28 protein-coding genes and 1 pseudogene are annotated in these 26518 nt (G+C 58.7%); 15 read left to right on the top strand and 14 right to left on the bottom strand.

Features of this window, described 5'->3' with window-relative positions; all coding sequences use genetic code 11:
* Positions 1 to 15 precede the first annotated feature (15 nt).
* Entirely contained in the window at positions 16 to 1743 is a 1728-nt protein-coding gene (gene ggt / locus F8N44_RS11170; protein WP_150650328.1) for a gamma-glutamyltransferase, read from the bottom strand.
* A gap of 152 nt (positions 1744 to 1895) precedes the next feature.
* On the opposite strand from ggt, the gene F8N44_RS11165 reads away from it, so the two are divergent.
* The gene (locus F8N44_RS11165; RefSeq protein WP_150650327.1) at positions 1896 to 2411 is read left to right on the top strand and encodes a methylated-DNA--[protein]-cysteine S-methyltransferase; all 516 of its coding nucleotides are present in this window, start codon (positions 1896 to 1898) and stop codon (positions 2409 to 2411) included.
* A 94-nt stretch (positions 2412 to 2505) separates the two neighbouring features.
* Here the strand turns inward: F8N44_RS11165 and F8N44_RS11160 are convergent, their stop codons facing one another.
* The 4 genes and pseudogenes from F8N44_RS11160 to F8N44_RS11145 all read right to left on the bottom strand — a co-directional run bounded on the left by F8N44_RS11160 (position 2506) and on the right by F8N44_RS11145 (position 5582).
* A complete protein-coding gene (locus F8N44_RS11160) occupies positions 2506 to 3096 on the bottom strand; it encodes an NUDIX domain-containing protein (RefSeq protein WP_150650326.1) in 591 nt (196 codons plus the stop codon).
* 155 nt (positions 3097 to 3251) lie between these two features.
* Positions 3252 to 4250 (bottom strand): annotated as a pseudogene (locus tag F8N44_RS11155) (chitinase); the annotation flags it as partial.
* A 43-nt stretch (positions 4251 to 4293) separates the two neighbouring features.
* Entirely contained in the window at positions 4294 to 4923 is a 630-nt protein-coding gene (locus tag F8N44_RS11150; RefSeq protein WP_150650324.1) for a lytic polysaccharide monooxygenase auxiliary activity family 9 protein, read from the bottom strand.
* A gap of 221 nt (positions 4924 to 5144) precedes the next feature.
* Positions 5145 to 5582 (bottom strand): hemerythrin domain-containing protein, encoded by a 438-nt coding sequence (locus F8N44_RS11145; RefSeq protein ID WP_150650323.1) that lies wholly within the window; start codon positions 5580 to 5582, stop codon positions 5145 to 5147.
* A gap of 149 nt (positions 5583 to 5731) precedes the next feature.
* Here F8N44_RS11145 and F8N44_RS11140 point away from each other — a divergent pair, with 149 nt between their 5' ends.
* A complete protein-coding gene (locus tag F8N44_RS11140; protein WP_150650322.1) occupies positions 5732 to 6157 on the top strand; it encodes a GNAT family N-acetyltransferase in 426 nt (141 codons plus the stop codon).
* Between the two features lie 112 nt (positions 6158 to 6269).
* Here F8N44_RS11140 and F8N44_RS11135 read toward each other — a convergent pair whose 3' ends face one another.
* Entirely contained in the window at positions 6270 to 6620 is a 351-nt protein-coding gene (locus tag F8N44_RS11135; RefSeq protein WP_034155154.1) for a hypothetical protein, read from the bottom strand.
* Between the two features lie 133 nt (positions 6621 to 6753).
* On the opposite strand from F8N44_RS11135, the gene F8N44_RS11130 reads away from it, so the two are divergent.
* The 8 genes from F8N44_RS11130 (at position 6754) to F8N44_RS11095 (ending at position 11480) form a co-directional block, all read left to right on the top strand.
* Positions 6754 to 7083, top strand: coding sequence for a DUF6388 family protein (locus F8N44_RS11130; RefSeq protein ID WP_034155153.1), 330 nt, complete (start codon positions 6754 to 6756; stop codon positions 7081 to 7083).
* 25 nt (positions 7084 to 7108) lie between these two features.
* On the top strand, positions 7109 to 7813 hold the full coding sequence (locus tag F8N44_RS11125; protein WP_034155152.1) for a YoaK family protein: 705 nt from the start codon (positions 7109 to 7111) through the stop codon (positions 7811 to 7813).
* A 200-nt stretch (positions 7814 to 8013) separates the two neighbouring features.
* Positions 8014 to 8406, top strand: a complete 393-nt coding sequence (gene tusD, locus F8N44_RS11120) for a sulfurtransferase complex subunit TusD (protein WP_150650321.1) — start codon at positions 8014 to 8016, stop codon at positions 8404 to 8406.
* A gap of 1 nt (position 8407) precedes the next feature.
* Entirely contained in the window at positions 8408 to 8764 is a 357-nt protein-coding gene (gene tusC / locus F8N44_RS11115) for a sulfurtransferase complex subunit TusC (RefSeq protein ID WP_150650320.1), read from the top strand.
* Positions 8764 to 9057 carry a sulfurtransferase complex subunit TusB gene (tusB, locus tag F8N44_RS11110; RefSeq protein ID WP_150650319.1) on the top strand — a complete coding sequence of 98 codons (294 nt, stop codon included), beginning with the start codon at positions 8764 to 8766 and terminating at the stop codon, positions 9055 to 9057. The genes tusC and tusB overlap by 1 nt, the downstream gene beginning before the upstream one ends.
* Entirely contained in the window at positions 9054 to 9389 is a 336-nt protein-coding gene (locus F8N44_RS11105; RefSeq protein ID WP_150650318.1) for a TusE/DsrC/DsvC family sulfur relay protein, read from the top strand. The genes tusB and F8N44_RS11105 overlap by 4 nt, the downstream gene beginning before the upstream one ends.
* Positions 9386 to 10387 carry a glycosyl transferase family protein gene (locus F8N44_RS11100; RefSeq protein WP_150650317.1) on the top strand — a complete coding sequence of 334 codons (1002 nt, stop codon included), beginning with the start codon at positions 9386 to 9388 and terminating at the stop codon, positions 10385 to 10387. Before F8N44_RS11105 ends, F8N44_RS11100 begins: the two co-directional genes overlap by 4 nt.
* A gap of 91 nt (positions 10388 to 10478) precedes the next feature.
* On the top strand, positions 10479 to 11480 hold the full coding sequence (locus F8N44_RS11095) for a glutathione S-transferase family protein (protein ID WP_150650316.1): 1002 nt from the start codon (positions 10479 to 10481) through the stop codon (positions 11478 to 11480).
* Positions 11481 to 11574: 94 nt separating this feature from the next.
* Here the strand turns inward: F8N44_RS11095 and cysG are convergent, their stop codons facing one another.
* The 6 genes from cysG to F8N44_RS11065 all read right to left on the bottom strand — a co-directional run bounded on the left by cysG (position 11575) and on the right by F8N44_RS11065 (position 19206).
* The gene (gene cysG / locus F8N44_RS11090; protein ID WP_127928925.1) at positions 11575 to 12969 is read right to left on the bottom strand and encodes a siroheme synthase CysG; all 1395 of its coding nucleotides are present in this window, start codon (positions 12967 to 12969) and stop codon (positions 11575 to 11577) included.
* Positions 12970 to 14250 (bottom strand): serine--tRNA ligase, encoded by a 1281-nt coding sequence (gene serS, locus F8N44_RS11085; protein WP_038369693.1) that lies wholly within the window; start codon positions 14248 to 14250, stop codon positions 12970 to 12972.
* Positions 14251 to 14265: 15 nt separating this feature from the next.
* Positions 14266 to 14640, bottom strand: a complete 375-nt coding sequence (gene crcB / locus F8N44_RS11080) for a fluoride efflux transporter CrcB (protein ID WP_064390665.1) — start codon at positions 14638 to 14640, stop codon at positions 14266 to 14268.
* Entirely contained in the window at positions 14640 to 15962 is a 1323-nt protein-coding gene (locus F8N44_RS11075) for a replication-associated recombination protein A (RefSeq protein ID WP_064587012.1), read from the bottom strand. Before F8N44_RS11075 ends, crcB begins: the two co-directional genes overlap by 1 nt.
* Positions 15963 to 16109: 147 nt before the next feature.
* A complete protein-coding gene (lolA, locus tag F8N44_RS11070; RefSeq protein ID WP_127928929.1) occupies positions 16110 to 16730 on the bottom strand; it encodes an outer membrane lipoprotein chaperone LolA in 621 nt (206 codons plus the stop codon).
* Between the two features lie 67 nt (positions 16731 to 16797).
* Positions 16798 to 19206: a DNA translocase FtsK gene (locus F8N44_RS11065; RefSeq protein WP_077573592.1), complete on the bottom strand. Its 2409-nt coding sequence runs from the start codon at positions 19204 to 19206 to the stop codon at positions 16798 to 16800.
* A 309-nt stretch (positions 19207 to 19515) separates the two neighbouring features.
* On the opposite strand from F8N44_RS11065, the gene trxB reads away from it, so the two are divergent.
* The 4 genes from trxB (at position 19516) to infA (ending at position 22315) form a co-directional block, all read left to right on the top strand.
* Positions 19516 to 20475, top strand: a complete 960-nt coding sequence (gene trxB / locus F8N44_RS11060; RefSeq protein ID WP_150650315.1) for a thioredoxin-disulfide reductase — start codon at positions 19516 to 19518, stop codon at positions 20473 to 20475.
* Between the two features lie 63 nt (positions 20476 to 20538).
* Positions 20539 to 21219 carry a leucyl/phenylalanyl-tRNA--protein transferase gene (aat, locus tag F8N44_RS11055; protein ID WP_150650314.1) on the top strand — a complete coding sequence of 227 codons (681 nt, stop codon included), beginning with the start codon at positions 20539 to 20541 and terminating at the stop codon, positions 21217 to 21219.
* Positions 21220 to 21276: 57 nt separating this feature from the next.
* Entirely contained in the window at positions 21277 to 21984 is a 708-nt protein-coding gene (locus F8N44_RS11050; protein WP_110719379.1) for an arginyltransferase, read from the top strand.
* Between the two features lie 112 nt (positions 21985 to 22096).
* A complete protein-coding gene (gene infA / locus F8N44_RS11045; protein WP_002553999.1) occupies positions 22097 to 22315 on the top strand; it encodes a translation initiation factor IF-1 in 219 nt (72 codons plus the stop codon).
* Positions 22316 to 23281: 966 nt separating this feature from the next.
* Here the strand turns inward: infA and clpA are convergent.
* Together clpA and clpS are read right to left on the bottom strand one after the other, a co-directional pair.
* On the bottom strand, positions 23282 to 25552 hold the full coding sequence (gene clpA, locus F8N44_RS11035; protein WP_016987404.1) for an ATP-dependent Clp protease ATP-binding subunit ClpA: 2271 nt from the start codon (positions 25550 to 25552) through the stop codon (positions 23282 to 23284).
* A gap of 30 nt (positions 25553 to 25582) precedes the next feature.
* Positions 25583 to 25966, bottom strand: coding sequence for an ATP-dependent Clp protease adapter ClpS (gene clpS, locus F8N44_RS11030; protein ID WP_027614670.1), 384 nt, complete (start codon positions 25964 to 25966; stop codon positions 25583 to 25585).
* Positions 25967 to 26190: 224 nt separating this feature from the next.
* Here clpS and F8N44_RS11025 point away from each other — a divergent pair, with 224 nt between their 5' ends.
* Complete coding sequence (locus tag F8N44_RS11025; protein WP_150650312.1) at positions 26191 to 26472, top strand: cold shock domain-containing protein; 282 nt, start codon at positions 26191 to 26193, stop codon at positions 26470 to 26472.
* Positions 26473 to 26518: the final 46 nt, after the last annotated feature.

The raw sequence follows: 26518 nt of genomic DNA, 5'->3' as shown, positions 1-26518 counted from the left end.
CCCTTTTTACGCCCCTCAGTAACCCAGCGACAAGCCGGTGTTGCGGCGTGGATCGTTGGCGCCGTAGAAGCGGTTTTTGCCGACCTGTTTACCGCCCAGCGACGGTGCACCGACCAGAATCGCGGCGATGTGGTTGGCGTCCTGCGGGCCGGCGAACTTGTGGCCCCAGCTCTCGAGAATCTTGCGCGTATCGGGGCTGGCGGCGAAGTCTTCGAGGTTGGTTTCCTCCGGCATCCACTGCTGATGGAAGCGTGGCGCATCGACCGCTTCCTGAAGGCCCATGCCGTAGTCGATGACGTTGAGCATGGTCAGCAAAGTCGCCGTGATAATGCGGCTGCCACCCGGTGTGCCAACCACCATCACCACTTTGCCGTCCTTGGTGACGATGGTCGGGCTCATCGAGGACAACGGTGCCTTGCCCGGCGCAATGGCATTCGCTTCGCCCTGCACCAGACCGTACATGTTCGGCACGCCGACCTTGGAGGTAAAGTCGTCCATTTCATCGTTGAGGATCACCCCGGTCTTGCTCGCCATCACGCCCGCGCCGAACCAGTCGTTGAGGGTGTAAGTGACCGACACGGCATTGCCCCACTTGTCGACGATCGAATAGTGGGTGGTGTTGCTGCCTTCATGGGGCGCTACGCCGGGCTTGAGTTCAGCCGAGACGCCGGCCTTTTGCGGCTGAATGGCGTTGCGCAGTTTGGTTGCGTAGTTCTTGTCCAGCAGGTGCTCGATCGGGTTTTTGACGAAGTCCGGATCGCCGAGATAGCTGTTGCGATCGACATACGCGTGGCGCATCGCTTCGATCTGATAGTGCATGCCCTGAGCTGAATGGAAGCCCAGATCCTTCATCGGATAGCCTTCGAGGATGTTCATGATCTGGCAGATCACCACCCCGCCGGAGCTTGGTGGTGGCGCCGAGACCACGTGGTAACCACGATAATCGCACTCCACCGGCGCCAGTTCGCGGGTCTTGTATTTGTCGAGATCCGCCTGGGTGATGATGCCTTTGTTGGCCTGACTGGAGGTCACGATGGCATCGGCGACCCAGCCTTTATAAAAGCCGTCGGCGCCTTTTTCGGAAATGGTCCGCAGGGTTTTGCCGAGATCCTTCTGCACCAGCTTCTGCCCGACCTGCATCGGCTCGCCGTTGTGCAGGAAGATCGAGCCGGAGTCACGCATGTCCTTCTTGAACACGTCGGTGGCGTACTCCAGCAGCTCGACGTCACCCTGCTCCAGTGCGAAACCGTCTTCCGCCAGTTTGATCGCCGGGGCAATCATCTCCTTGCGCGGTCTGGTCCCGTATTTGCTCAGCGCCAGTTCCATACCGGAGACCGTGCCGGGCACACCCACCGCCAAATGGCCACGGGTGCTCAAATCGGGAATGACGTTGCCTTCCTTGTCTAGGTACATGTTGGCGGTCGCCGCCAGCGGCGCTTTTTCGCGGAAATCGAGGAAGGTCTTGCGCCCATCCGCCAATTGAATGGTCATGAAGCCGCCACCGCCGAGGTTGCCTGCTGCGGGATACACCACCGCCAGCGCGTAACCCACGGCGACTGCCGCATCGACGGCATTACCGCCACTTTTCAGTACATCGACACCCACATGGGTGGCCAGATGTTGCGCGGTGACCACCATGCCGTTTTCGGCGGCAACCGGTGCGACTGAAGCCGCGTGAGCCATGAGACAGCTAAGTGCCAGTGAGGTCGCTATCAGCGATTTGGCCAAAGGTTCGTACTTCATGAGTCGATCTCTTTTTTTGTTTTAGGGTCTGTGCAAAACAGAGGGGGAACGCTTCAAGAGCAACAAGCAGTATGGTCGGCTTTGCGTATTGCGCCTCCCCGCTCAGGCAGTATGCTGGGCGCTGTTGCCGTCCTGATCCGGAGTCTGCCGTCATGTCTTACTCGTTCATCACCCTGCCCTCGCCCGTCGGCGAGCTGAAGCTGGTCGCGAACGGCTCACGACTGGCGGCCATCCTCTGGGAAAACGACAAACCGAACCGCGTGCGCCTCGGGCCGATGAGTGAAGCGCCCGACAATCCGATCCTGCGTAAGGCCGCCCGGCAACTTGAAGAATATTTCTCCGGGACGCGGGACTGTTTCGAACTGGAACTGGATTTCGCCGGCACCGACTTTCAGAAAAAGGTCTGGGCGGCCCTGCTGACCATTCCATTTGGCGAGACGCGCACCTACAGCCAGATTGCCGAACAGATCGGCAACCCCAGCGCCGTACGGGCAGTAGGCGCCGCGAATGGACGCAACCCGATTTCCATTGTGGCGCCGTGTCATCGGGTGATCGGCGCCTCGGGGAAGCTGACCGGGTTTGCCGGGGGACTTGAGGCGAAAGAGCGCTTGCTGACACTTGAAGGTGGCGACTGGTCGCAGATTGGCAAAACCGGAGATTTGTTCTAGTCAGTCAATACAGATCAAGAGATCGCAGCCTTCGGCAGCTCCTGCCTGGAATGCGTTTTCCTGTGCGAGCTGCCGAAGGCTGCGATCTTTTGATTTATTGGGCAAACAAGTTATTCATCGCCGCATACTGCAACAGCATGATGGTCTTGGCGTCGCAGATCTCACCGCGCTGAAACGCTGCCAACGCTTCGTCGAATCGCCACTCCAGCACTTCCAGCTCTTCAGTCTCCTCTTCCAGACCACCACCGTCGCTGACCTTCGATGCCGCGTCGTATTCAGCAATGAAAAAGTGCAGCTTCTCGGTCACCGAACCGGGACTCATGTACGCCTCGAATACCTTCTTCACATCGTGCACGCGATAACCGGTTTCCTCCTCGGCCTCATCACGAATCCGTTGTTCCGGCGCAGCACCTTCGAGCAACCCGGCCGCCACCTCGATCAGCAAACCATCATGGCCATTGACGAACACCGGTAAACGGAACTGCCGGGTCAGCACCACCGTGCGCTGCTCGCGGTTGAACAACAAAATCGCCGCACCGTTACCACGGTCGTAGACCTCACGAGTCTGACGCTGCCACTCGCCGTTGTTGCGGTGATAGTCGAAGGTGATTTTCTTCAGCAAATACCAGTCATGGGACAACACCTGAGTGTCGACGATGTTGACCCGCTCGGCTGTGTTGGACATGACGCTTGATCCTGTTTCCTGAGTAAGCCGCCATGGTCGAATAATTGCGCGAACAAAAAAAGCCCGGCAGCGCTACCGGGCTTCTTTATTTGCAACTAACGAGCGATGAGCGATTGCATGTCATCGGCATCCTGCCCAACGGAACGAACCCCTTGAATCAGCGGCCCATAACGCCGGCTGAACTCCCAGTTGTACGGCACGCCATCCTTGCTAGTGCCGTTGTCCCAATTCACCGACCAGGTCATCAAACCTTTGATCGGTATCCCCTTGATCGCCAGACGCTTGAGGACATTCCCGACCACGGCTTTGTCGGTCACATAACCGGTGGCTGCCGCATCGTTGTTGGCCGGCAGGCCGATGACGAACTTGTCCGCCGGGATCCGCGTGAAGCCGCGAGTGCCGGTCACCAGACTTTCGGTCAGGTAGTAAAGGAAATCCTCCTTCAGCGCATCGTTGTTCTGCGCAATCCACGCACCCGCGCCATTATTGGCTTCCGGCACCCAGACTCCGTCTCCACCCTGGTTGTAGAACTGCGGGGCGATAAAGTCGTAGTAGCCTTCCAGTGCCTGCAGGTAGCTCACGTAGTTGCCGGTACTGGTCAGATACGGGAACTCCGGGGCCATGCTGATGATGAAGTGTTTGCCCTGGCCTGCGTAGTGATCCTTGACCCGTTTCAGCGCGGCCGGCAGGACGGTCTTGTTGGCAGCGAAATCAATCGCGCTCTGTTCAAGATCGATGTCCAGTCCATCGAAGCCATAGGTTTCCACCAGACGGATGATTTCGTTAGCCAGCGGCTGTTCCTGACCGCTGCGCAATTCGATGTGCGCATCGGCACCGCCGAGGGAGATCAGCACGGCCCGCCCCTGACTGTTGAGCACGCCGACCTGGCGGCGGAACTCGGCATCGGACACGTTGAACGGCTTGAAGGTCGGAATGCCGCTGCCCTTCATGAAGGCCACTGCAACGACGTTGTACTCCTTGGGCACTTCCTCCAGCGAGAGGCTGGCAAAGCGGCCCTGGCGATAACCATCGCTCGCCCCCGCTGGCCAGTTGTGCCAGAAGCCCATGAGGATCTTTTTGCCGGCAATGCTCGGCATCAGCGAAGCGGCATCGCTCGCCGGGTTTTGCATTAAAGAAAAGTCGATATTTGACATGTTCTAATCCTTCAGAACGTGTGGGTTTGACGACGCAGCGCCGTTATTTGAAGTCGACGTCGAAGGCCTGATAGAAGGCGTTACCGGTGTTGGCAACGATCCACATCAGCACGATCACGTGATGGCCCTTCTTGTTGGCTGGCAGTTTCACCGCGTGATTGACCTTGGCCTTCAGCTCATTCGGATAGCTGTAATAAGGCACCTGAGTGTAGAAGTCCTCGAAGAACGGTTGCGCCTCCAGTTGCGCGCGGCTGATGCGTTGTTTCTGGTCCCAGCCATCCTTGGTGATCAGCCAGCGGTAGCCCCGGGTGGTGTGCGGCGCGGTGTATTCCCACTTGATTTCGAGGGTCTGCCCCGGCGTGACATTGAGCAGCGGCCAGGTGAACGGGCGAGCGAGTTTCTTGCTCATCTCTTCATTGGTGAAGTTCACGCAATCGCGGGCATCGTTCTTGCCGCCGCTGAGAATGTAGCCGTCGGCCGGTGGCGTGACACTGTCCGAGTCGCTCTGGTAAGGGGCCGGAAACGGCCCCGCTGCCAGCGCCGGGAAATTCTTCCCGCCTTCCATTTCGTTGACCTGCCAGGCGCCGAGCAATCCTTGCTCGATCGCTACCGCACCGCGGCTTGCAGGGGAAATGACACGACCGTGTCGCAGTTGGATTTGTGGTTGATTCATGTTTTTCACTCCGTTGATTTAAGAACTCTCCTTTCCGAGGAGAGGCCTTCAAGCTAACGGAGGTGAATTTTTTGTCTATTGGCGGTTTTGTCGCAGTCGGCGGGTTTATGACGTAAAAACACCGCAAATACTGGATGCATATACAGTCTTTTACGATAACGCCCACCCGAGGTGACGCCAAAAGATTACACGCCAATGCTGCAAACACTGCCATTCGGTACTCACGACAACTGTGCCTGGAACTCCTTTTCGTATTGTCCGGCGAGTTGTACTTTCTGTTTTTCGTTGAGCAATTTGCCGGCCATCTGGAAGAACTTCTGCTCTTCTTCCTTCAAATGATGATGAACCTTGTCCGACAGCTTCTTCGCGGTTGCCAACCACGCCGGACTGGACATCTCGGTCTCGTCGAGTTCTTCCATCATCTCGTCCATTTCATGGTGTTCGGCGATGGCATGGCGGCTCAGATCGACACCCTCGTCAAGCTCCATCAATGGAATGTAGAAATGGCGTTCTTCGGCGGTTTCGTGGGCTTGGAGTTCGGCTTTGAGTTGTTTGTACGCCTCAACCCGCTCCGGCGTATCGCCGCTGGTTTCGATCAGGGTTTTGGCGTAGCTACGCTGGCGATCGTGGCTTTCGCGAAGGGCTTCGAAAATATTCATGGAGATTCCTCATCAACCGCGTGCTGGAATGACGCTGTAAAGGCTAGACCGCAGCGCGTAAGCGGCGGTTCCACCGGGTTGAAGAAGCGCTTGGACGATGCCCGCGGGGCAGGATAGGCTTGCAGGTTCACATCACAAGGAAGTTGCGCATGACGTTGCGAATCGAGTTGTCGAAGAATCCTACGGAAGAACAACGCAAGGCCATTCTCGAGCCACTGATTGCCTATAACGATGCCAAGACCGGAGGCTCCACGTCGGAACCTTTCGCGCTGACAGTGCGGGATGAGCACGACGCGATTCTCGGCGGTTTGTATGGTCGGGTGATCTTCAAGTGGATGTACATCGAGCTGCTTTTAGTGCCGGAACAGGGGCGCGGCCAGGGCCTGGGATCAAGACTGATGACCATGGCCGAAGAACTCGCCAACGAGAAGCACTGCTTGGGCATCTGGCTGGACACCTTCGATTTTCAGGCGCCGGAGTTCTACAAGAAGCTGGGATTCAGCCAGTTTGGCGAGATTATCGATTATCCGCCGGGGCATAGCCGGCATTACTTGCAAAAACGGTTGAGGGGTTGAATTCACTGGCCCCACCGCCAGCAGGCTGGCTCCTACACTTGGAATGCATTTCAAATGTGGCAGCCAGCCTGCTGGCGAAAGCGGTTTGCGCTTCACTGCATCAATTTGACCATTACAGGCAGGTCGCCAACGCCGCCAACCGGCGCTTGGCGACAAAGTCATCCTTCTGCGCGTAGTAATTCAACGTCGTACCCGATGCCTCGGTAATCACGTCGACAAACGACTCCGCCGAACGGGTGTATACCGTCGTACCGCCCGACTTGCGCGGTTCCAGATACGCCGCCGCATCGACGCCGAACACCGCTTCGTCCTGCCAGCCGAATTGCACACACCGCGCCACATCTTTTTCGGCTTTGTTCGACGTCAACACCTTGTATGGGGTTTTCGTGCGAGCATCGTCCATCACCGAGCCTGCGCAACCGGCCAGCAGTGTCGCGGCCAACGCTACCATCAGAATTCGCATCGCATTCGCTCATTCAAAAAAAGCGGACTGTATCATCGCAGCAGCAGGAATCGTTCTGCTTTACTGCATTTATACCGCGACATCCGCCAATCGCTGCGGCAACCTAAGGTCATCAGCCTCACAAGGAAAACCCATGGCGCCCACCGACCAGCGACATGAACATGCCCTGAAAGTGTTTCTCGACGCGCGTCCCGAACTGCGCGAATCCCTCGACCACCTCAACCCGCTACTGGCTCAGGCCAAAGGCGAAACTCAAGCGCAGTATCGTGAAGAACGCCTGCATGAAGCGTTTGAGGCTGAAGCGGAAAGTCTCGGGCTGTTTGCCTGGGAGCTGACCTTGCAACTGACCGCTGACTCGCCTGAGGAATACCAGGCGCAGCGTCTGGAAGTACATCGTGAAGTCGCGGAAATGGCCGGGATGGATTGGCTGGAATATTGCGATCTGTATGGCATAGAACCGTAACCGCCGCGAAAGGACACCGCCACTCATGCTGCCATCCGCCTCGACTCACCGCGCCAGCCCCGGCCACCTGCACACACAGAAGTGGCGCGGGCGGATTGGTCTGGCGCTAGTTGCCAGCCTCTCGGTGCTGGCCGGGATGACCGACGCCATCGGCTTTATGGCTAGCGGCGACTTCGTCTCGTTCATGAGCGGCAACACCACTCGACTCGCTGTGGCGATCAGTGATGGCGATGTCGGGTTGACCGTGCGTTTGTTGATACTCGTCGCAACTTTTATCGTCGGCAATGCCTTGGGCGTTGTCGTCGCACGTTACGGTGGACGCCGGGCGCTGCCGTTGCTGCTGTGTATTGCCACCCTGTTGTGCGCGGCGGCGGCCTGGCCATTCGACACACAATTGCCGGCGCTGCTGGCGGCGATCATTGCGATGGGCATGCTCAACGCGTCGGTCGAAGAAGTGAATGGCTTGCCGGTCGGACTGACTTACGTGACTGGCGCATTGTCGCGGTTCGGCCGTGGCTTGGGGCGCTGGATGCTTGGCGAACGGCGCAGCGGCTGGCGGGTGCAACTGGTGCCTTGGAGCGGAATGTTTATCGGCGCGATTCTGGGGGCGGTGCTGGAACATCATTTGGGACTACAGGCGATGTTTGTCAGCGGTTTGCTGGCTGCAATCATCGGGCTGTTTTCCCTGAAAATCCCGCGCCGCTGGCAACTGGGCTACATGCCCCGCTAACGGATTCCTCAACCAACGCTCATGTAGGAGCTGCCGAGTGAAACGAGGCTGCGATCTTTTGATCTTGCTTTTAAAGATCAAGATCAACAGATCGCAGCGTGCCGCAGCTCCTGCAGAGATCGTGTTTCGCTGCAAGCGCTGCGATCCTTTGCGGTCTGCAATGCTTTATCATGGCCGCAGTTTTGCTGATCGAGTCCGTCATGAAGTTCGCCATTGCGCTGTTTTCCGCCGCCCATGCGCCCTCCTCGCGCCGCGCCCTGCTGTTTGCGCAAGCCGCGCTGGCCGGTGGGCATGAAATTGTCCGGCTGTTTTTCTATCAGGACGGCGTTTACAACGCTTCGGATACGCTAGTCACCCCGCAGGACGAACTCGACCTGCCCAAACAATGGCGCACGTTCATCAGCGAGCAAAAGCTGGACGGCGTGGTGTGCATCGCCGCCGCCCTGCGCCGTGGTGCGCTGAACGCTGAAGAGGCCAAGCGTTATCAGCGTGAAGCGATTTCGGTCAGCGCGCCGTGGGAATTGTCCGGCCTCGGTCAGTTGCATGACGCAGTGCAAGATGCTGACCGCTTGATCTGCTTCGGAGGTGCGTGAGATGGCCAAGTCCCTGTTGATCATCAGCCGCCAATCGCCATGGTCAGGCCCCGGTGCCCGCGAAGCGCTGGACATCGTGCTGGCCGGCGGCGCCTTTGATCTACCGATCGGTTTGCTGTTTCTCGATGACGGCGTGCTGCAACTCAGCGCCGGGCAAAACGCCAAGGCCCTGCAGCAGAAAGACCTCAGCGCCAACCTGCAGGCATTGCCGATGTTTGGTGTCGAAGAACTGTTTTACTGCGCCGACAGTGCCAGCTCTCGTGGTCTCGGCAATCTGTCACTGGACGAAGCGCAGCCGCTGGCCGCCGAGCAAATCACCGCCCTTATTGACCGTTACGACCAGGTGATCACCCTCTGATGTCGACTTTGCATGTGTTGTCTCATTCCCCTTTTGGCGACGATCGTCTGACCAGTTGCCTGCGCCTGATCGGCAGCGCTGATGCCCTGCTGCTGTCCGGCGATTCCGTCTATGCATTGCAACCGGGTACCGCGCCATTCACCGATCTGCAAAGCCGCCAGATCAAATTGTTCGTTCTGGCCGAGGATGCACAGGCGCGCGCCATCGAAGTGCCGGACTGGGCCGAAGCCATCGATTACCCGGCCTTCGTCGAGCTGTCGATCCACCACGACAAGGTCAACAGCTGGCTATGAACTCCATGACCGTCGGCGCCCGCGCCATCGAACTGGACAAGGATGGCTTTCTCGTCGACCTCAGCGACTGGTCGGCGGATGTCGCCAGCGCCCTCGCCGCCGCCGAAGACATCGAGTTGACGCCCGAACACTGGGAAGTCCTCGAACTGCTGCGCAACTTCTACGAGGAATTCCAGCTGTCCCCGGCCACCCGGCCGCTGATCAAGTACACCGCGTTGAAACTCGGCCCGGACAAAGGCAACAGCCTTCACCTGAACCGACTGTTCAAAGGCACCCCCGCCAAACTCGCCGCGAAACTGGCGGGCCTGCCCAAACCGACGAATTGCTTATGACCGACTTTCCAGCGCTGACCCTCGAAACGCCCGCCGAGCATCCCTTCGCCCAGTTCGTGCGCATCCTCGGCAAAGGCAAACGCGGCGCTCGCGACCTGACGCGCGAAGAAGCCCGCGAAGCCATGGGCATGGTCCTTGACGACAAGGTCGAGGACACCCAACTCGGCGCGTTCCTGATGTTGCTGCGGCACAAGGAAGAAAGCGCCGAGGAGATGGCCGGTTTCACCGAGGCCCTGCGCGAGCGTTTGCAGGCCCCAAAACTGAACGTCGATCTGGACTGGCCGACCTATGCCGGCAAAAAGCGCCATCTGCCGTGGTATCTGCTGGCGGCGAAGTGTCTGGCACAGAACGGTGTGCGCATCTTCATGCACGGCGGCGGCGCACACACCGCCGGGCGAATGTACAGCGAGCAGCTGCTCGGTGAGTTGAACATCCCGTTGTGCCGCACCTGGCAGCAGGTCGGCACAGCACTGGACAACGGCGGACTGGCATTCATGCCGCTGGTGGACTGGGCGCCGCAGTTGCAGAACATGATCGACCTGCGCAACACCTTGGGCCTGCGCTCGCCGATTCATTCGCTGGCGCGGATTCTCAATCCGCTGGGTGCGCGTTGTGGGCTGCAAAGCATCTTCCACCCCGGCTATCAGGCGGTGCATCGCGATGCCAGCGGTCTGCTCGGCGACACGGCGATTGTGGTCAAGGGCGACGGCGGCGAAATCGAGATTAACCCGGATGCCGACAGCCACCTCTACGGCACCACCGGCGGCGAAAGCTGGGACGAGGAATGGCCGCAATTGTCGGCGCAGCGCCACGTCAAACCGGCGACCCTGGACGTTGAACATCTGAAAGCCGTCTGGCGCGGAGATGTCGTCGACAGTTACCCGCAAATGGCCTTGATTGCGACCATGGCGCTGGCCTTGCGCGGTCTGGGTCAAAGTCGTGAGCAAGCCTTCGCAACCGCCGAGCAATACTGGGCTGCGCGGAACAAATCGATTTAACCGATCATTCACGCCCGATCTTTGCGCTTTTTGTTCGAACTCATCGGAATAGACTCGACTCCAACGATTATTGGTTTACGGAGTCTTGATCATGGGTTTACTCGTCGATGGCCGCTGGCAGGACAAGTGGTACGAAAGCAGCAAGGACGGCGCGTTCCAGCGCGAACAGGCCAAACGCCGCAATTGGGTCACCGCCGATGGCCAGCCCGGCCCCAGCGGTGAAGGCGGATTTGCCGCTGAAGCCGGGCGCTACCACCTGTACGTTTCTCTCGCCTGTCCATGGGCGCATCGCACGCTGATCCTGCGCAAGCTCAAAGGTCTGGAAAGTCTGATCGACGTTTCGGTGGTCAGCTGGTTGATGCTGGAAAACGGCTGGACTTTCGATACGACGCTCGGCTCGACCGGCGACAAGCTCGACAACTTCGAATTCATGCACCAGCGCTATACCGCCGACACGGCCGATTACACAGGGCGCGTCACTGTGCCGGTACTGTGGGACAAAAAGCTCAAACGCATCGTCAGCAATGAATCAGCGGAGATCATCCGCATGTTCAACAGCGCGTTTGATGATCTGACCGGCAATGATCTGGATTTCTACCCGGCGCCGTTGCGCGGTGAAATCGATGCGCTGAACGAGCGGATCTATCCGGCGGTAAACAACGGTGTCTATCGCGCAGGCTTCGCGACTTCGCAACAGGCTTATGAAGAAGCGTTCGATGAGGTGTTTGCCGAGCTGGATCATCTGGAGCGTCTTCTGGGCGCCAATCGCTACTTGTCGGGTGAATACCTCACCGAAGCTGACATCCGTTTGTTCACCACGATGATTCGTTTTGACGCGGTGTACCACGGGCACTTCAAGTGCAATTTGCGGCGGATTGCCGATTACCCGAATCTGTCGAACTGGCTTCGTGAGCTGTATCAGCTGCCGGGGATTGCCGAGACCGTGGATTTCCAGCACATCAAGAACCACTACTACGGCAGTCACAAGACGATCAATCCGACGGGGGTTGTGCCGAAGGGGCCGGCGCAGGATTTCACCGTGGCCCATGATCGGGCGCGGTTGGCTGGGAAAGGGGTTTGGTTGAAGGGTTAATAGCAAAAAGCAAAAGATCGCAGCCTTCGGCAGCTCCTACAGGGAACGCATTCTCATGTAGGAGCTGCCGAAGGCTGCGATCTTTTGATCTGACTCAGACCTGCGCCTGAGCCCCTTCGAACCACGCCAGTTTCTCGCGCAGTTGCACCACTTCCCCGACGATCACCAATGTCGGCGCATGCACTTCATGCTCCGCCACCAATCGCGGCAGATCAGCCAGCGTGCCGGTGAAGACGCGCTGATTGACCGTGGTTCCCTGCTGAATCAACGCGGCCGGGGTATCCGCCGAACGACCATGTTTGATCAGTTGTTCGCAAATGACCGGCAAGCCGACCAGGCCCATGTAGAACACCAGCGTCTGCGCCGGGGCGACAAGGTCGGCCCATGGCAGATCGGTGGAACCGTCCTTCAAATGCCCGGTGACAAAACGCACCGACTGCGCGTAATCACGATGCGTCAGCGGAATCCCGGCATATGCCGCGCAACCGCTGGCCGCTGTGATCCCCGGCACCACCTGAAACGGAATGCCGTGGGCTGCCAGCTCTTCGATTTCTTCGCCGCCACGGCCGAAGATAAACGGATCGCCGCCCTTCAACCGGACCACGCGCTTGCCGGCCTTGGCCAGATCGACCAGTTGCTGGTTGATCTGATCCTGCGGCACGGCGTGATCAGAACGACGCTTGCCGACATAAACCCGCTCGGCATCACGACGGCACAGCTCAAGAATCGCTGGCGCCACCAAGCGGTCGTACAGCACCACATCGGCTTGCTGCATCAGTCGCAAGGCCTTGAAGGTCAGCAGATCCGGATCGCCCGGACCGGCGCCAACCAGATACACCTCGCCGGTGGTGACCATGGCCTCGCCATCAATCTTGGCCTGCAGCAAACGCTCGGCTTCCGCGCCCTGCCCGGCCAGTTGGCGGTCGGCAATCGGACCCTGAAAAACGTCTTCCCAAAAGCCACGACGCTGCTGCACATCAGGAAACAGGCTTTTCACCTGATTGCGGAAACGCGCGGCGAGCCCGGCCAACTGACCGTAAGTCGAGGGAATCCAGGTTTCGATCTTGGCGCGGATCAAACGCGCCAGCACCGGCGCATCGCCGCCGCTGGACACCGCGATGATCAATGGCGAGCGATCGACGATCGCCGGGAAGATCACGCTGCACAAGGCCGGCGCATCGACCACGTTGACCGGCACGCAACGCTTGTGAGCATCGGTGGAAACTTGTGCGTTCAGCGTTTCATCGTCGGTGGCGGCAATAATCAGCCCGCAGCCGTCCAGATCCGCCTCGACGTAACCGCGCAACAGGCATTCACCGCCAGAGGCAGTAACCAGTTCACGCAGTTGCGTTTCGATTTCAGGTGCGACCACCCGCAGTAGCGCACCGGCATCGGCCAGCAGGCGGGATTTGCGCAAGGCAATTTCCCCCCCACCGACGACCAACACACGACTGCCGCGCAGGTTGTGAAACAGCGGCAGATATTTCATTTAGCCGATGACCTCAAGGCCACCCATGTACGGCTTCAGCACATCCGGCACACGGATCGAACCGTCGGCCTGCTGGTAGTTTTCCAGCACGGCCACCAGAGTGCGGCCGACGGCCAGACCGGAACCGTTCAGGGTGTGCACCAGCTCAGGCTTGCCGGTTTCCGGGTTACGGAAACGCGCCTGCATACGGCGGGCCTGGAAGTCGCCGCAGTTCGAGCACGAAGAGATTTCGCGGTACTTGTCCTGGCTCGGGATCCACACTTCCAGATCGTAAGTCTTGACCGCGCTGAAGCCCATGTCGCCAGTGCACAGCGCCAGGGTGCGATAAGGCAGACCGAGCAGTTGCAGGACTTTTTCGGCGTTGGCGGTCAGGCCTTCCAGCGCTTCCATCGATTGCGATGGCTCAACGATCTGGACCATTTCAACTTTGTCGAACTGGTGCTGACGGATCATGCCGCGGGTGTCACGACCCGATGCGCCAGCTTCACTGCGGAAGCACGGCGTATGCGCGACGAACTTGATCGGCAGCAGTTTCGAATCGACGATTTCACCGGCAACAATGTTGGTCAGCGACACTTCGGCGGTAGGGATCAGGTACAGATCGGCTTCGCCTTCACGAGCGATCTTGAACAGGTCTTCTTCGAACTTCGGCAGTTGACCGGTGCCTTGCAGTGCCGGGGCCTGAACCAGATAAGGCGTGTAGGCCTCTTCGTAGCCGTGCTCGTTGACGTGCAGGTTGATCATGAACTGTGCCAGTGCGCGGTGCAGACGGGCGATCGGGCCACGCAGCAGGGCAAAACGGGCGCCGGACAGCTTGGCGGCGGTTTCGAAATCCAGCCAGCCGAACTTCTCGCCCAGCGCCACGTGGTCTTTCACTTCGAAATCGAATGCAGTCGGCGTGCCCCAACGGCGCACTTCGACGTTGTCGTCTTCGTCTTTGCCGACCGGCACGGATTCGTGTGGCAGGTTCGGGATGCCGAGCAGGATCGAGTCCAGTTCGGTCTGGATCGCGTCCAGCTCGACTTTACCGGCGCTCAGTTCGCCCGCCATGCGCTCGACGTCCGCCATCAGCGGCGCGATGTCTTCGCCGCGCTGCTTGGCCTGACCGATGGATTTGGAACGCGCGTTACGCTCAGCCTGCAGTGCTTCGGTGCGGGTCTGGACGGTCTTGCGCTGTTCTTCCAGCGCTTCGATGCGCGCGGTGTCCAGGGCAAAGCCACGGGAAGCCAGGCGGTCCGCTACGTCCTGAAGGTTGCTACGTAACAGTTTGGAATCGAGCATGTCGGTTTCTCGTTATCAAAGTTTGGTCAAAGACAGGCCAGCCCACGTCGCGAGCAGCCCGCCGAATACGCTGAGTGCCGCATAGCCCAGGGCCAGCGGCACTTGCCCGCTTTCCAGCAGGCGCACCGTATCCAGTGAAAAGGATGAAAAAGTCGTCAGCCCCCCGAGGAAGCCGACCATCAACCCGGCGCGTACCTCGATCGGCACTTCCGGGCGTATCAAAAACAGGCCGTACAACACGCCAATCAGCAGACAGCCCACGATATTAACGGCCAGCGTCGCGGTATAGAAGTGCCGCGGCCAATTGGCGTTGACCCAATTGCCGGTGGCGAAGCGCAACAAGGTGCCAGCGACACCGCCGACGGAGACCGCAACAATCAATGGAAGCACTATTTTCTCCGCTGCCGAGGGCTTAAACGGTCAAGTTGGGCGAGGTGGTTGAGCTTCTCGCCGATCTTCAATTCGAGGCCGCGCGGCACCGGTTGGTAGAACGGAATCGGTTCGAGCTCTTCCGGGAAGTAGTCTTCGCCGGCGGCGTAAGCGTCCGGCTCATCGTGGGCGTAACGGTATTCGTCGCCGTAGCCCAATTGTTTCATCAGTTTGGTCGGTGCGTTGCGCAGGTGCAGGGGTACTTCCAGCGAGCCGTTTTCAGCAGCGGCACGCAGAGCGGTTTTGAAGCCCATGTACACCGCATTGCTCTTCGGCGCGCAGGCCAGATAAGTGATGGCCTGGGCCACGGCCAACTCGCCTTCCGGACTGCCGAGGCGTTCCTGCACCTCCCACGCCGCGAGGCACAGACTCAGTGCGCGCGGGTCGGCGTTGCCAATGTCTTCGCTGGCCATACGCACCACACGCCGCGCCAGGTACAGCGGATCGCAACCACCGTCGATCATCCGCGCAAACCAGTACAGCGCGCCGTCGGGGTTGGAGCCGCGTACCGATTTGTGCAGCGCCGAGATCTGGTCGTAGAACGCCTCGCCACCCTTGTCGAAACGCCGACGGGTGTCGCCGAGCAGGCTTTGCAGCAGCTCGGTGCCGATTTCGCTGTTGTCTTCAGCAAGATCCGAGGCGTTTTCCAGCAGATTGAGCAGACGCCGGCCATCGCCATCGGCGGCCGACAGCAACATCTGGAAGCCTTCGTCGTTCAGCGTCAGATTGCGCTTGCCCAGACCACGCTCTTCGGTAAGTGCGCGGTGCACCAGTTTGCGCAGCGCCGCTTCGTCGAGGCTTTTCAGCACGTAGACGCGGGCCCGCGACAACAAGGCGTTGTTGAGTTCGAACGAAGGGTTTTCGGTGGTGGCGCCGATGAAGATCAGCGTGCCGTCTTCAACATACGGCAGGAACGCGTCCTGCTGGGATTTGTTGAAACGGTGCACTTCATCAACAAACAGAATCGTGCGCTTGCCGTACTGGCCGGCCTGCTGCTTGGCGATTTCAACGGCCTGACGGATCTCCTTGACCCCGGCGAGCACCGCCGAGACCGTTTCGAAATGCGCATCGGAGACTTCGGCGAGCAATCGTGCAAGGGTGGTTTTACCCACGCCCGGCGGGCCCCAGAAGATCATCGAATGCAGGGCACCCTGCTCCAGCGCCTCACGCAGAGGCTTGCCGCGAGCGAGCACGTGCTCCTGACCGACGTACTCATCCAGATTGGTCGCACGCAAACGCGCGGCCAGTGGCTGGGCAATCGGTGCACTGCGAAACAGATCCATCACGTAGCGTTGAAACCTCTATTTGATCAAGTCGATCATTTGCCCTTGTGGGAGCGAGCCTGCTCGCGAAAGCGGTGTATCAGTCACTATTAATGCTGGATGAAATATCGCTTTCGCGAGCAGGCTCGCTCCCACAGGGTTTCGTGTTTATTCCTGGATCACGTCGGCACCCTTGGGGATGTCGAACTTGAACTTGGACGGCGATACCGGCTCGTTGGCCTTGACCCCGGTGAACAGGATATTGGTGCGTTGGCCGACACTGTCGATCAGTTGCATGTCATTGAGCAGACCGTTGCGGAACGACAGACGCAGGTTGTCGAACAGGGTGTCCTTGGTCTTCGGCTTGAGAGTGAAGTCGATCACGCCGCCTGCCTCTTTCGCGCTGATGTCGAAGCTCTGGCTGATCTTCGACACGTCACCGGACAGCAGCAGCGCCGGGGTCTGGGTCAGACGCTCGTCGAGCTTCTTGATGGTCGCCTGTTCCAGATCAGGGTCCCACAGGGTGACTTTCTTGCCGTCGGAAACCATGGTCTGTTCGGCCGGCGCATTGGTGTGCCAGTAGAACAGGCCCGGACGCTGCAGGGTCATGTTGCCGGTGGTTTCCTGCAACTGCGTGCCGCTGCCGTCGAGGGTCAGCTGCGAAAAGTTCGCGCTCAGGGTCTTGGATGTTTCCAGCAATTGGGTCAGACGCGCCACGTCCTTGTCATCGGCGTGGGCCGTGAGAGTGGTCAGCGCCAGTACTGGCAGCAACATGCGGATAAGACGCATGGGAGTCCTCTTGAATACTCGTTGGGAGAGCGGCGGCACATCATTGTCCCGCCTCTTGCGTTTGCAATCAGTCGCGTACCGGGCCAGGGGCCAGGACTTCACGGGAACCGTTGGTGTTCATCGAGGTGACGACGCCGGCCATTTCCATGGCTTCGATCATCCGTGCGGCGCGGTTGTAGCCGATCTTCAGCTTGCGCTGTACCGCGGAAATCGAGGCGCGACGGCTTTCGAGTACGAACTGTACGGCTTCGTCATACAGCGCGTCGGCTTCCGGATCATCGCCGTCGCCGCCACCGCTGCTGCCTTCAAAACCGCTGCCGGCTTCTTCGACACCGTTGAGGATGTCGTCGTTGTATTCCGGTGCGCCGCGCAGTTTCCATGCTTCGACCACGCGGTGTACTTCATCGTCGGATACGAATGCACCGTGAACCCGAATCGGCAGGCTGGTGCCCGGTGGCATGTAAAGCATGTCACCGTGGCCGAGCAGTTGTTCGGCGCCACCCTGATCGATGATGGTGCGCGAGTCGATCTTGCTCGACACCTGGAACGCCATACGCGTTGGAATGTTGGCCTTGATCAGACCGGTGATCACGTCCACCGATGGCCGCTGGGTTGCGAGGATCAAGTGAATACCGGCCGCACGCGCCTTCTGGGCGATACGGGCGATCAGTTCTTCAACCTTCTTGCCGACGATCATCATCATGTCGGCAAATTCGTCGACCACCACAACAATGGTTGGCAGCTTCTGCAGTAATGGTGCTTCGTCGTGGATGCTTTCGCGCTTGTACAGCGGATCACTCAACGGCTCGCCTGCGTCCTGGGCTTCCTTGACCTTGGCATTGAAGCCAGAGAGGTTACGCACGCCCATTTTCGCCATCAGCTTGTAGCGGCGTTCCATCTCGGCAACGCTCCAGCGCAGGGCGTTGGCGGCGTCTTTCATGTCGGTGACGACCGGGCACAGCAGGTGCGGAATGCCTTCGTAGATCGACAGTTCCAGCATTTTCGGGTCGATCATGATCAGCTTGGCGTCTTCCGGGCCAGACTTGAACAGGATCGACAGGATCATCGCGTTCACACCCACCGACTTACCGGAACCGGTGGTACCGGCCACCAGCAGGTGCGGCATCTTCGCCAGGTCAGTGATCACCGGTTTACCACCGATATCGTGACCGAGTGCCAGGGTGACCGGCGATTTGAAGTTGTCGTACTCAGGCGTCGACAGCACTTCGGAGAAGCGCACGATCTGCCGGTCTTCGTTGGGGATCTCGATACCGACGGTGGTCTTGCCCGGAATCACCTCGACCACCCGCACACTGGTCACGGCCAGGGAACGTGCAAGGTCTTTGGCGAGGTTGGCGATGCGGCTGACTTTGACGCCCGCCGCCGGTTGAATTTCGTAACGGGTAATCACCGGGCCCGGGTGGATCGAATCTACCGTGACCTCGACACCGAACTCCTTGAGCTTGATCTCCAGCAAGTGGCCGACCGCCGCCAAGGATTCCGGTGAGTAATTGAGTTGTTTCTTTTCTGCAGGATCGAGAATCGAGATCGGCGGCAAAGTGCCTTCCACAGCGCTGTCGACGAACAACGGCACCTGTTTCTCTTTCTGCACGCGCTTGCTTGGCTCCGGCGCTTTGGCCGGAGCCGGTGCGATAACCGGCGGCACTTGTTTCTCGCGATCGGACATGTGCTTGCTCAGGGCTTGCTCACGTTCGATCAGGCGTTCTTTGACTTTGGCCTGCTCACGTTTGTCGGTCACCGTCGGCGCGACCACGTCATGCACACGATCGTCGACTTCACGCAGTTGCGCGACCAGTTGTTTGCGCTCGGTACGCGCCGCCCACCAGCGATTGAGCGCGCCCTGGAATAGTTCGAACAGGTCGAGGGTGATCTTGCCGGTGATGTCCATCACCTTGAACCACGACAGATCAGTGAACACTGTCAGGCCGAACAGGAACAGCGCGATGAACAGCAGCGTGCTGCCCTGAATGTTCAGGGCATTTTTCGCCAGATTGCCGAGGCTTTCGCCCAGTGCCCCACCCGCACCTGCCGGCAAACCCGACGCTGCGTGGAAATGCAGATGCGCCAGCGCAGCGCCGGACAGCACCAGAAACACCAGACCGATCAGGCGCCAGGAGAACAGCCAGCCGCTCCACTGCCACGGCTCGTGGCGCTGGCGGAAGATCTGGTAGGCCTTGATCGCCAGCAGCAACGGGAAGATATAAGCGAAATAACCCAGCACCATGAACAGGATGTCAGCGCTGTAGGAGCCCGCCGGGCCGCCGAAATTCTGTACATCGTCGATCTTGCTGTTGTGGCTCCAGCCCGGATCGTCCTTGCCGTAGGTCAGCAAAGCCATCATCAGGAACAGGCACAAGGCACCGATGGCGATCAATGCACCCTCCTTGAGCCGGTAGTGCAACTGTTGGCGCCAGAGCGGAACGACTGTTTTTGGTGCTTCGGTGGATTTCTTCAAAACGCTTCTTTTCCTGCGCCCGAGGCGCGTCCATCTATTGAATGACGATAAAAAACTGCCCAATCCAGGCAGGTAAAAAAGTGAACGAGCGCAACTGAGACTACTTTTAACACTGTGCTGCCGGTTTTATAAACACAGCCATGAATACAGCGCACTGCGAATATTCTGTAACAGCCCGGCATTGTACGGGTTTGTGCGTCCGATGCCATGCTTCAAACCCCAGGATCAAGCATAGTCAAGCACACAAGACCTGTTGGCCAATTTGAGCATGCATTACCTTTTGTGACAAAGGCTTATGAGGTGTATTTGATGAACGTAGCGAAGCATTCACGCCTGATCATCCTCGGCTCCGGTCCGGCCGGTTACAGCGCTGCCGTGTATGCCGCTCGCGCCAACCTCAAACCCGTGGTCATTACCGGCCTGCAGGCAGGTGGCCAGCTCACCACCACCGTTGAAGTCGACAACTGGCCCGGCGACGTTGAAGGCCTCACCGGCCCTGTGTTGATGGAGCGCATGCAGAAGCACGCCGAACGCTTTGCCACAGAGATCGTTTACGACCACATCCACACCGCCAAGTTGCAGCAGCGCCCGTTCGAACTTGTTGGCGACAGCGGCACCTACACCTGCGACGCACTGATCATTGCCACTGGCGCCTCGGCGCAGTATCTGGGGCTGCCTTCGGAAGAAGCCTTTGCCGGCAAAGGTGTTTCCGCCTGCGCGACCTGTGACGGCTTTTTCTATCGCAATCAGGTGGTCGCCGTAGTCGGCGGCGGCAATACAGCAGTTGAGGAAGCCCTGTACCTGTCGAACATCGCCAAAGAGGTACACCTGATCCATCGCCGCGACAAACTGCGTTCGGAGAAAATCCTTCAGGACAAACTGTTCGAGAAAGCCGCCAACGGCAATGTGCGCCTGCACTGGAACCAGAATCTCGACGAAGTACTCGGCGATGCCAGCGGCGTCACCGGCGCGCGACTGCGTAACAGCCATACCGGCGAAACCCGCGAACTGGCACTGGCCGGCGTCTTCATCGCCATTGGCCACAAACCCAACACCGACCTGTTTCAAGGCCAGTTGTCGATGCGCGACGGCTATTTGCAGGTCAAGGGCGGCAGTGACGGCGACGCGACCTCCACCGGGATTCCCGGGGTGTTTGCCGCCGGCGACGTGGCCGACCACGTTTACCGCCAGGCGGTGACGTCGGCGGGCGCCGGCTGCATGGCCGCGCTCGATGCCGAGAAGTATCTGGACGACATTCCTGTCATTTAACGGCACACTTTATCGCGGGCCGAACAGCCCGCACCGCCCTCCCCTTCTGCAAGCCTGGATGCCATGCTGACTTGGTTACAACGTAATTCCCTGACTTTTCCACCTCTGGAAAAGGCCATGCGCGACCCTAACGGATTGCTCGCCGCCGGTGGCGATCTGTCGGCCGATCGGCTGATTCAAGCGTATCGCCATGGCTGCTTTCCTTGGTTTTCCGAAGGCCAGCCGATTCTCTGGTGGTCACCGGATCCGCGCACGGTGTTATTTCCCGACGAACTGCACGTCTCGCGCAGCCTCAGCAAATTGCTCCGCCAGGAACGCTATCAAGTGACCTTCGATCAAGACTTCGATGCGGTAATCCGCGCCTGCGCCGCGCCACGGGATTACGCTGACGGCACCTGGATCACCGAGGCGATGCAGGACGCCTACGTCGAACTGCATCGTCGCGGCTTCGCCCATTCGGTGGAGGTCTGGGATCAGGGAGAGCTGGTCGGCGGCCTGTATGGCTTGGCGATGGGCCAACTGTTTTTCGGCGAATCGATGTTCAGCCGCGCCGACAATGCCTCCAAGTTCGGCTTCGCCACCCTGGTGCGCCATCTGCAAGACTCGGGATTCGTGCTGATCGATTGCCAGATGCCGACCGATCATCTGCACAGCCTCGGCGCGCGGGCGATTCCTCGTCAGCAATTCGCCGACTATCTGGCCAATCACCTGGATCAACCCAATCGTGCCACTTGGGTTTGCTGAGCGACTTTTGCGCGCGTGGCTTACACTTAATTCACCAGCTTATCCCGAGGGTTGATCATGACCGAGTTGGCGCGGTTGAAGTTCTATGCCACTCAGCCTCACTCTTGCAGTTATCTGCCCGAGGAGCAGGCCACGACCCTGTTTCTCGATCCGAGTCAGCCCATGGATGTGCATGTCTACGCAGACCTGTCGGAAATGGGCTTTCGTCGCAGCGGCGATCATCTGTACCGCCCGCATTGCCAGAACTGCAATGCGTGCGTGCCTGCGCGCATTCCGGTGGCGCAGTTCACACCCAATCGCCAGCAGAAGCGGATTTTCAAGCGCAACACCGATCTGCAGGTGCGCCCGGCCAAACCGCAATTCAGTGAAGAATATTTCGATCTGTACCAGCGCTATATCGAACAACGTCACGCCGACGGCGACATGTACCCGCCGAGCCGTGATCAATTCTCGACTTTTCTGGTACGCGATCTGCCCTTCTCGCGCTTTTACGAGTTCCGACTCGACGGACGGTTGCTCGCCGTGGCAGTGACCGATTTACTGCCGAACGGTTTGTCGGCGGTGTATACCTTCTACGAACCCGACGAAGAGCGCCGCAGCCTTGGCCGATTTGCCATCCTCTGGCAAATCGCCGAGGCACAGCGCCTCGGGCTTGAGGCGGTGTACCTCGGGTACTGGATCAAGAACTGCAAAAAGATGAACTACAAGACGCAATACCGACCCATCGAATTGCTGATTAATCAGCGCTGGGTCATCCTCAACTAAACCCAAGCCGTAAACCCCTTGGCGTAAACACCATTTTTCGGGCACAATGCACGCCGCTTTTGCCTGGCGCAGTTGCACCGGGCCATTCATTGGATACCGAGGGCTTTACTGCATGTCGAAAGAAGACAGCTTCGAAATGGAAGGCACTGTCGTCGACACCCTGCCCAACACCATGTTTCGTGTGGAGTTGGAAAATGGGCACGTCGTAACCGCGCATATTTCCGGCAAGATGCGCAAGAACTACATTCGTATTCTTACCGGTGACAAAGTGCGCGTCGAGCTGACGCCCTATGACTTGAGCAAAGGGCGCATTACTTACCGCGCTCGTTAATCAAGTCAATACAGAACGCCCGGTTTATGCCGGGCGTTTTTGTTTGTCTGGGATTTGGGTTTTGGTCTTGTGTGTATATCCGTTGCTGCGGGGGTTGCTACTGGCGGTTTCGCTCTTACAGCGAGTCACCTTTTCCAAACGCCGAAAAGGTAACCCAAAAGGCTTTGCCCCGGCGTACGGCACTTCGCTGAGGCTCAGTGTTCCCTCGCTACGGTGTCCATCCGGGGGCATCGCCTACGGTTTGCTTCGCTGCACCTCCTCTCGATGAATGCGGCTGCGCCGCACGGCGCTGCGCGCCTACCCCCGGATGAACACCTACGCTCGGCCTGCCGATGGGGCAAAAGATCAAAAGCCAAAGCAAGATCAAGAGCCAGATCAAAAGCCCCTCACCCTAGCCCTCTCCCGGAGGGAGAGGGGACTGACGGTGGTGTTTGGGAGAGCAACGCCGACGTGAAATACCGAGTTGAACTCAGGTTCTGAAAAGCCCACAGATCGGCCCCCTCTCCCTCGGGAGAGGGCTGGGGTGAGGGGCGAATCCAACACCGAACAAAAGCCGACCGCATGCTCTTCACCACTCAACAGGATGAGCGTTAGCTCGGCTGCGGCTTTTGATCTGTAAGGCGACGTCGGAAGGCTGAGTGAAGGGATTGATCCGGGCGTGGGAGCGCAGCGACCGTTTGGCGCAGCCAAACACAGCGAGAGGAGGTGCAGCGAAGCAAACCGTAGACGCTGCGCCCGGATCGATCACGCAGCGAAGGAACCCCGAGCCCCAGCGAGCGGGCCGCACGTAGGAGCAAGCCCTTTTGGTTACTTTTGGCTGGGCCGGCATTCCGGGCGTTTGCCAAAAGTGACCCGCCGTAAGGGCGGAACCCTAATCAGCAACACCCGCAGCAACGGATATACACCCAAAAACTCCAGACAACAAAAAAGGCGCCCGAAGGCGCCTTCCCAATCAACATCAAGCCATCAGGCCATCTCTGCGGTAGTCTCGAAGTCAAACGTCAACTCACCATCCTTGATGTCGATGTGCACCACACCGCCATGCTCGGCCAGTTCGCCAAACAGAATCTCCTCCGCCAACGGACGCTTGATCTTGTCCTGAATCAGACGCGCCATCGGACGTGCGCCCATCGCCGAGTCATAACCACCCGCCGCCAGCCAACTACGCGCGGCATCAGTGACCTCCAGCAGCACACGCTTGTCTTCCAGCTGCGCCTGAAGCTCGGTAAGGAACTTGTCCACCACACTTTTGATGACCTCATGACTGAGGCGACCAAACTGGATAATGGTGTCCAGACGGTTACGGAACTCCGGCGTGAAGCTCTTCTTGATCACTTCCATCGCATCGGACGAGTGGTCCTGATGAGTGAAACCGATCGAAGCACGTGCCGCCGTTTCGGCACCGGCGTTAGTGGTCATGATTACGATCACATTGCGGAAGTCCGCCTTGCGCCCGTTGTTATCGGTCAGCGTACCGTGGTCCATCACCTGCAACAGCAGGTTGAAGACTTCCGGATGCGCCTTCTCGATTTCATCGAGGAGCAATACGCAATGCGGCTGCTTGGTGATCGCCTCGGTCAGCAGACCGCCCTGATCGAAACCGACATAGCCTGGAGGCGCACCGATCAGACGCGATACGGTGTGACGCTCCATGTATTCGGACATGTCGAAGCGAACCAGCTCGATCCCCAACGCCTTGGCCAGTTGCCGCGCAGCCTCGGTCTTACCAACACCGGTCGGACCTGCGAACAGGAACGAACCGACTGGCTTGTCCGGCGACTTGAGCCCGGCACGAGACAGCTTGATCGCCGTCGATAGCGAATCGATCGCCGCGTCCTGACCAAACACCGTCAGCTTCAGGTCACGCTCCAGGTTACGCAGCAGTTCCTTGTCGGAACTGGTGACGTGCTTAGGCGGAATCCGCGCGATTTTCGCGACGATGTCTTCAACCTGCGGCACTTCAATGCGCTTCACGCGCTTTTCGACCGGTTGCAGACGCTGGTAGGCGCCCGCCTCGTCAATCACGTCGATGGCCTTGTCCGGCATATGCCGGTCATTGATGTAGCGCGAGGCCAGTTCAGCAGCTGCGCGCAACGACTCATCGCTGTACTCGATGTTGTGGTGCTGCTCGAAACGCCCTTTCAGGCCGCGCAGGATGCCAATGGTGTCTTCCACCGACGGCTCGACGACATCGACCTTCTGGAAGCGACGCGCCAAGGCACGATCCTTCTCGAAGATGCCGCGAAATTCCTGGAACGTGGTCGAGCCGATGCAGCGAATGTCGCCAGACGACAGCAGCGGCTTGAGCAGATTCGAAGCATCCATGACGCCACCGGAAGCAGCACCGGCACCGATGATGGTGTGAATTTCGTCGATGAACAGGATCGCCTGCGGACGTTTTTTCAGTTCATTGAGCAGCGCCTTGAAGCGCTTCTCGAAATCACCGCGATACTTGGTGCCCGCGAGCAGAGCACCGAGATCGAGAGAGTAAACAACGCTGTTGGCCAGCAGATCCGGCACCTGGTTGTCGACAATGCGCTTGGCCAGGCCTTCGGCAATCGCGGTTTTACCCACGCCTGCTTCGCCAACCAGCAGCGGATTGTTTTTACGCCGGCGCGCGAGAATCTGCGCGACACGCTCGACTTCCGATTCGCGGCCGACCAGCGGATCGATACGACCCTGACGCGCGAGTTCGTTGAGGTTGCTGGCATAAGCATCCAGAGGATTGCCTGAAGAAGAAGACTCACCGCCCTCGTCGTCCTGCATATCTTGTTCACCTTCAGAGTGATCGCCATGCCCCGGCACTTTGGAAATGCCGTGAGCGATGTAGTTGACGACATCGATGCGCGCAACGCTCTGCTGTTTCAGCAGGAACACTGCCTGACTCTCTTGCTCACTGAAGATGGCAACCAGCACGTTGGCGCCGGTTACTTCGCGTTTGCCCGAGCTCTGTACGTGGAAAACAGCACGTTGCAGTACACGCTGGAAGCCCAGGGTTGGCTGGGTTTCACGATCTTCGTCATGAACGGGGATCAATGGCGTGGTGGAGTCGATGAACTCCTGCAGGTCATGCTTGAGTTTGTCGAGGTTTGCGCCGCAGGCACGCAAAACGGTGGCGGCAGCCTCATTGTCCAATAGGGCCAGCAAAAGGTGTTCGACGGTCATGAATTCATGACGTTTCGAACGAGCCTCCTTGAAGGCTAGATTGAGGGTGACTTCGAGCTCGCGGTTTAACATAGCTTCACCTCATACCCAAGTGGTCGGCGATTAACCGTCCTTCTCGATTTCACAGAGTAGCGGATGCTGGCTTTCCCTGGCGTACTGGTTGACCTGCATGGCCTTTGTCTCGGCGATGTCGCGGGTAAACACTCCACATACTGCCCGTCCTTCTGTGTGGACGGCCAGCATGACCTTGGTCGCCAGCTCGCGATTCAGGTTAAAAAACACCTCGAGCACTTCGACGACGAAATCCATCGGTGTGTAGTCATCGTTGAACAAAACCACCTTGTACATCGGCGGCGCCTGTAACGCAGGCTTTGCTTCCTGAACAGCAACGCCTGCCGAATCGTCGTCGTGCTCCTCTGGATGATCCTTTTGGAGAAGCGGGCGATCCTGATTGAATGTTAGTCGAATCTGGCTGATTGCATGCATGGAAAGAAAGGTTCGTCAGTTGTGCAAATACAGTGGTGGGGGCGGTTGTCCACGTTTTCAACTCCGACTGCCCGGTCACCTTGACTATCGGGAAAACGGTGTTACAACCAATAGAACCCACAGTGGGTAAAAAAGATCCGCGGAGTCAATTCTTTTAACGAATAAGATTGCGGATGAACTGGATGATACTCCAGCGATGGAGTCTGTTGCAGAGGGATTTGAGCATGGCTGTCGGCAAGGTGAAATGGTTCAACAATGCCAAGGGATTCGGCTTTATCAATACCGACGCCCGTGAAGGCCGCGATGAGGATGGCAAAGAGATCGACTTTTTTGCTCATTTCTCTCAGATCAAGATGGAAGGATACAAAACCCTGAAAGCGGGTCAGGCAGTGAAATTCGAGATCGTGCAAGGCCCCAAAGGCCTTCACGCAGTGAAGATCTGCTCGGCAGACGTGGCCAAAGAAGCGACCCCGGCCGCCACTCACGAAGAAAAAGTAACCAACTGACGCCACTAAATTTCCAGCCATAAAAAAACCGTCTGACTCAATTCAT

Source organism: Pseudomonas fluorescens (assembly GCF_902497745.1).
Classification (GTDB): domain Bacteria; phylum Pseudomonadota; class Gammaproteobacteria; order Pseudomonadales; family Pseudomonadaceae; genus Aquipseudomonas; species Aquipseudomonas fluorescens_BM.
The sequence above is the reverse complement of the archived record's forward strand: the minus strand, read 5'-3'. Positions and strand labels throughout refer to the sequence as shown.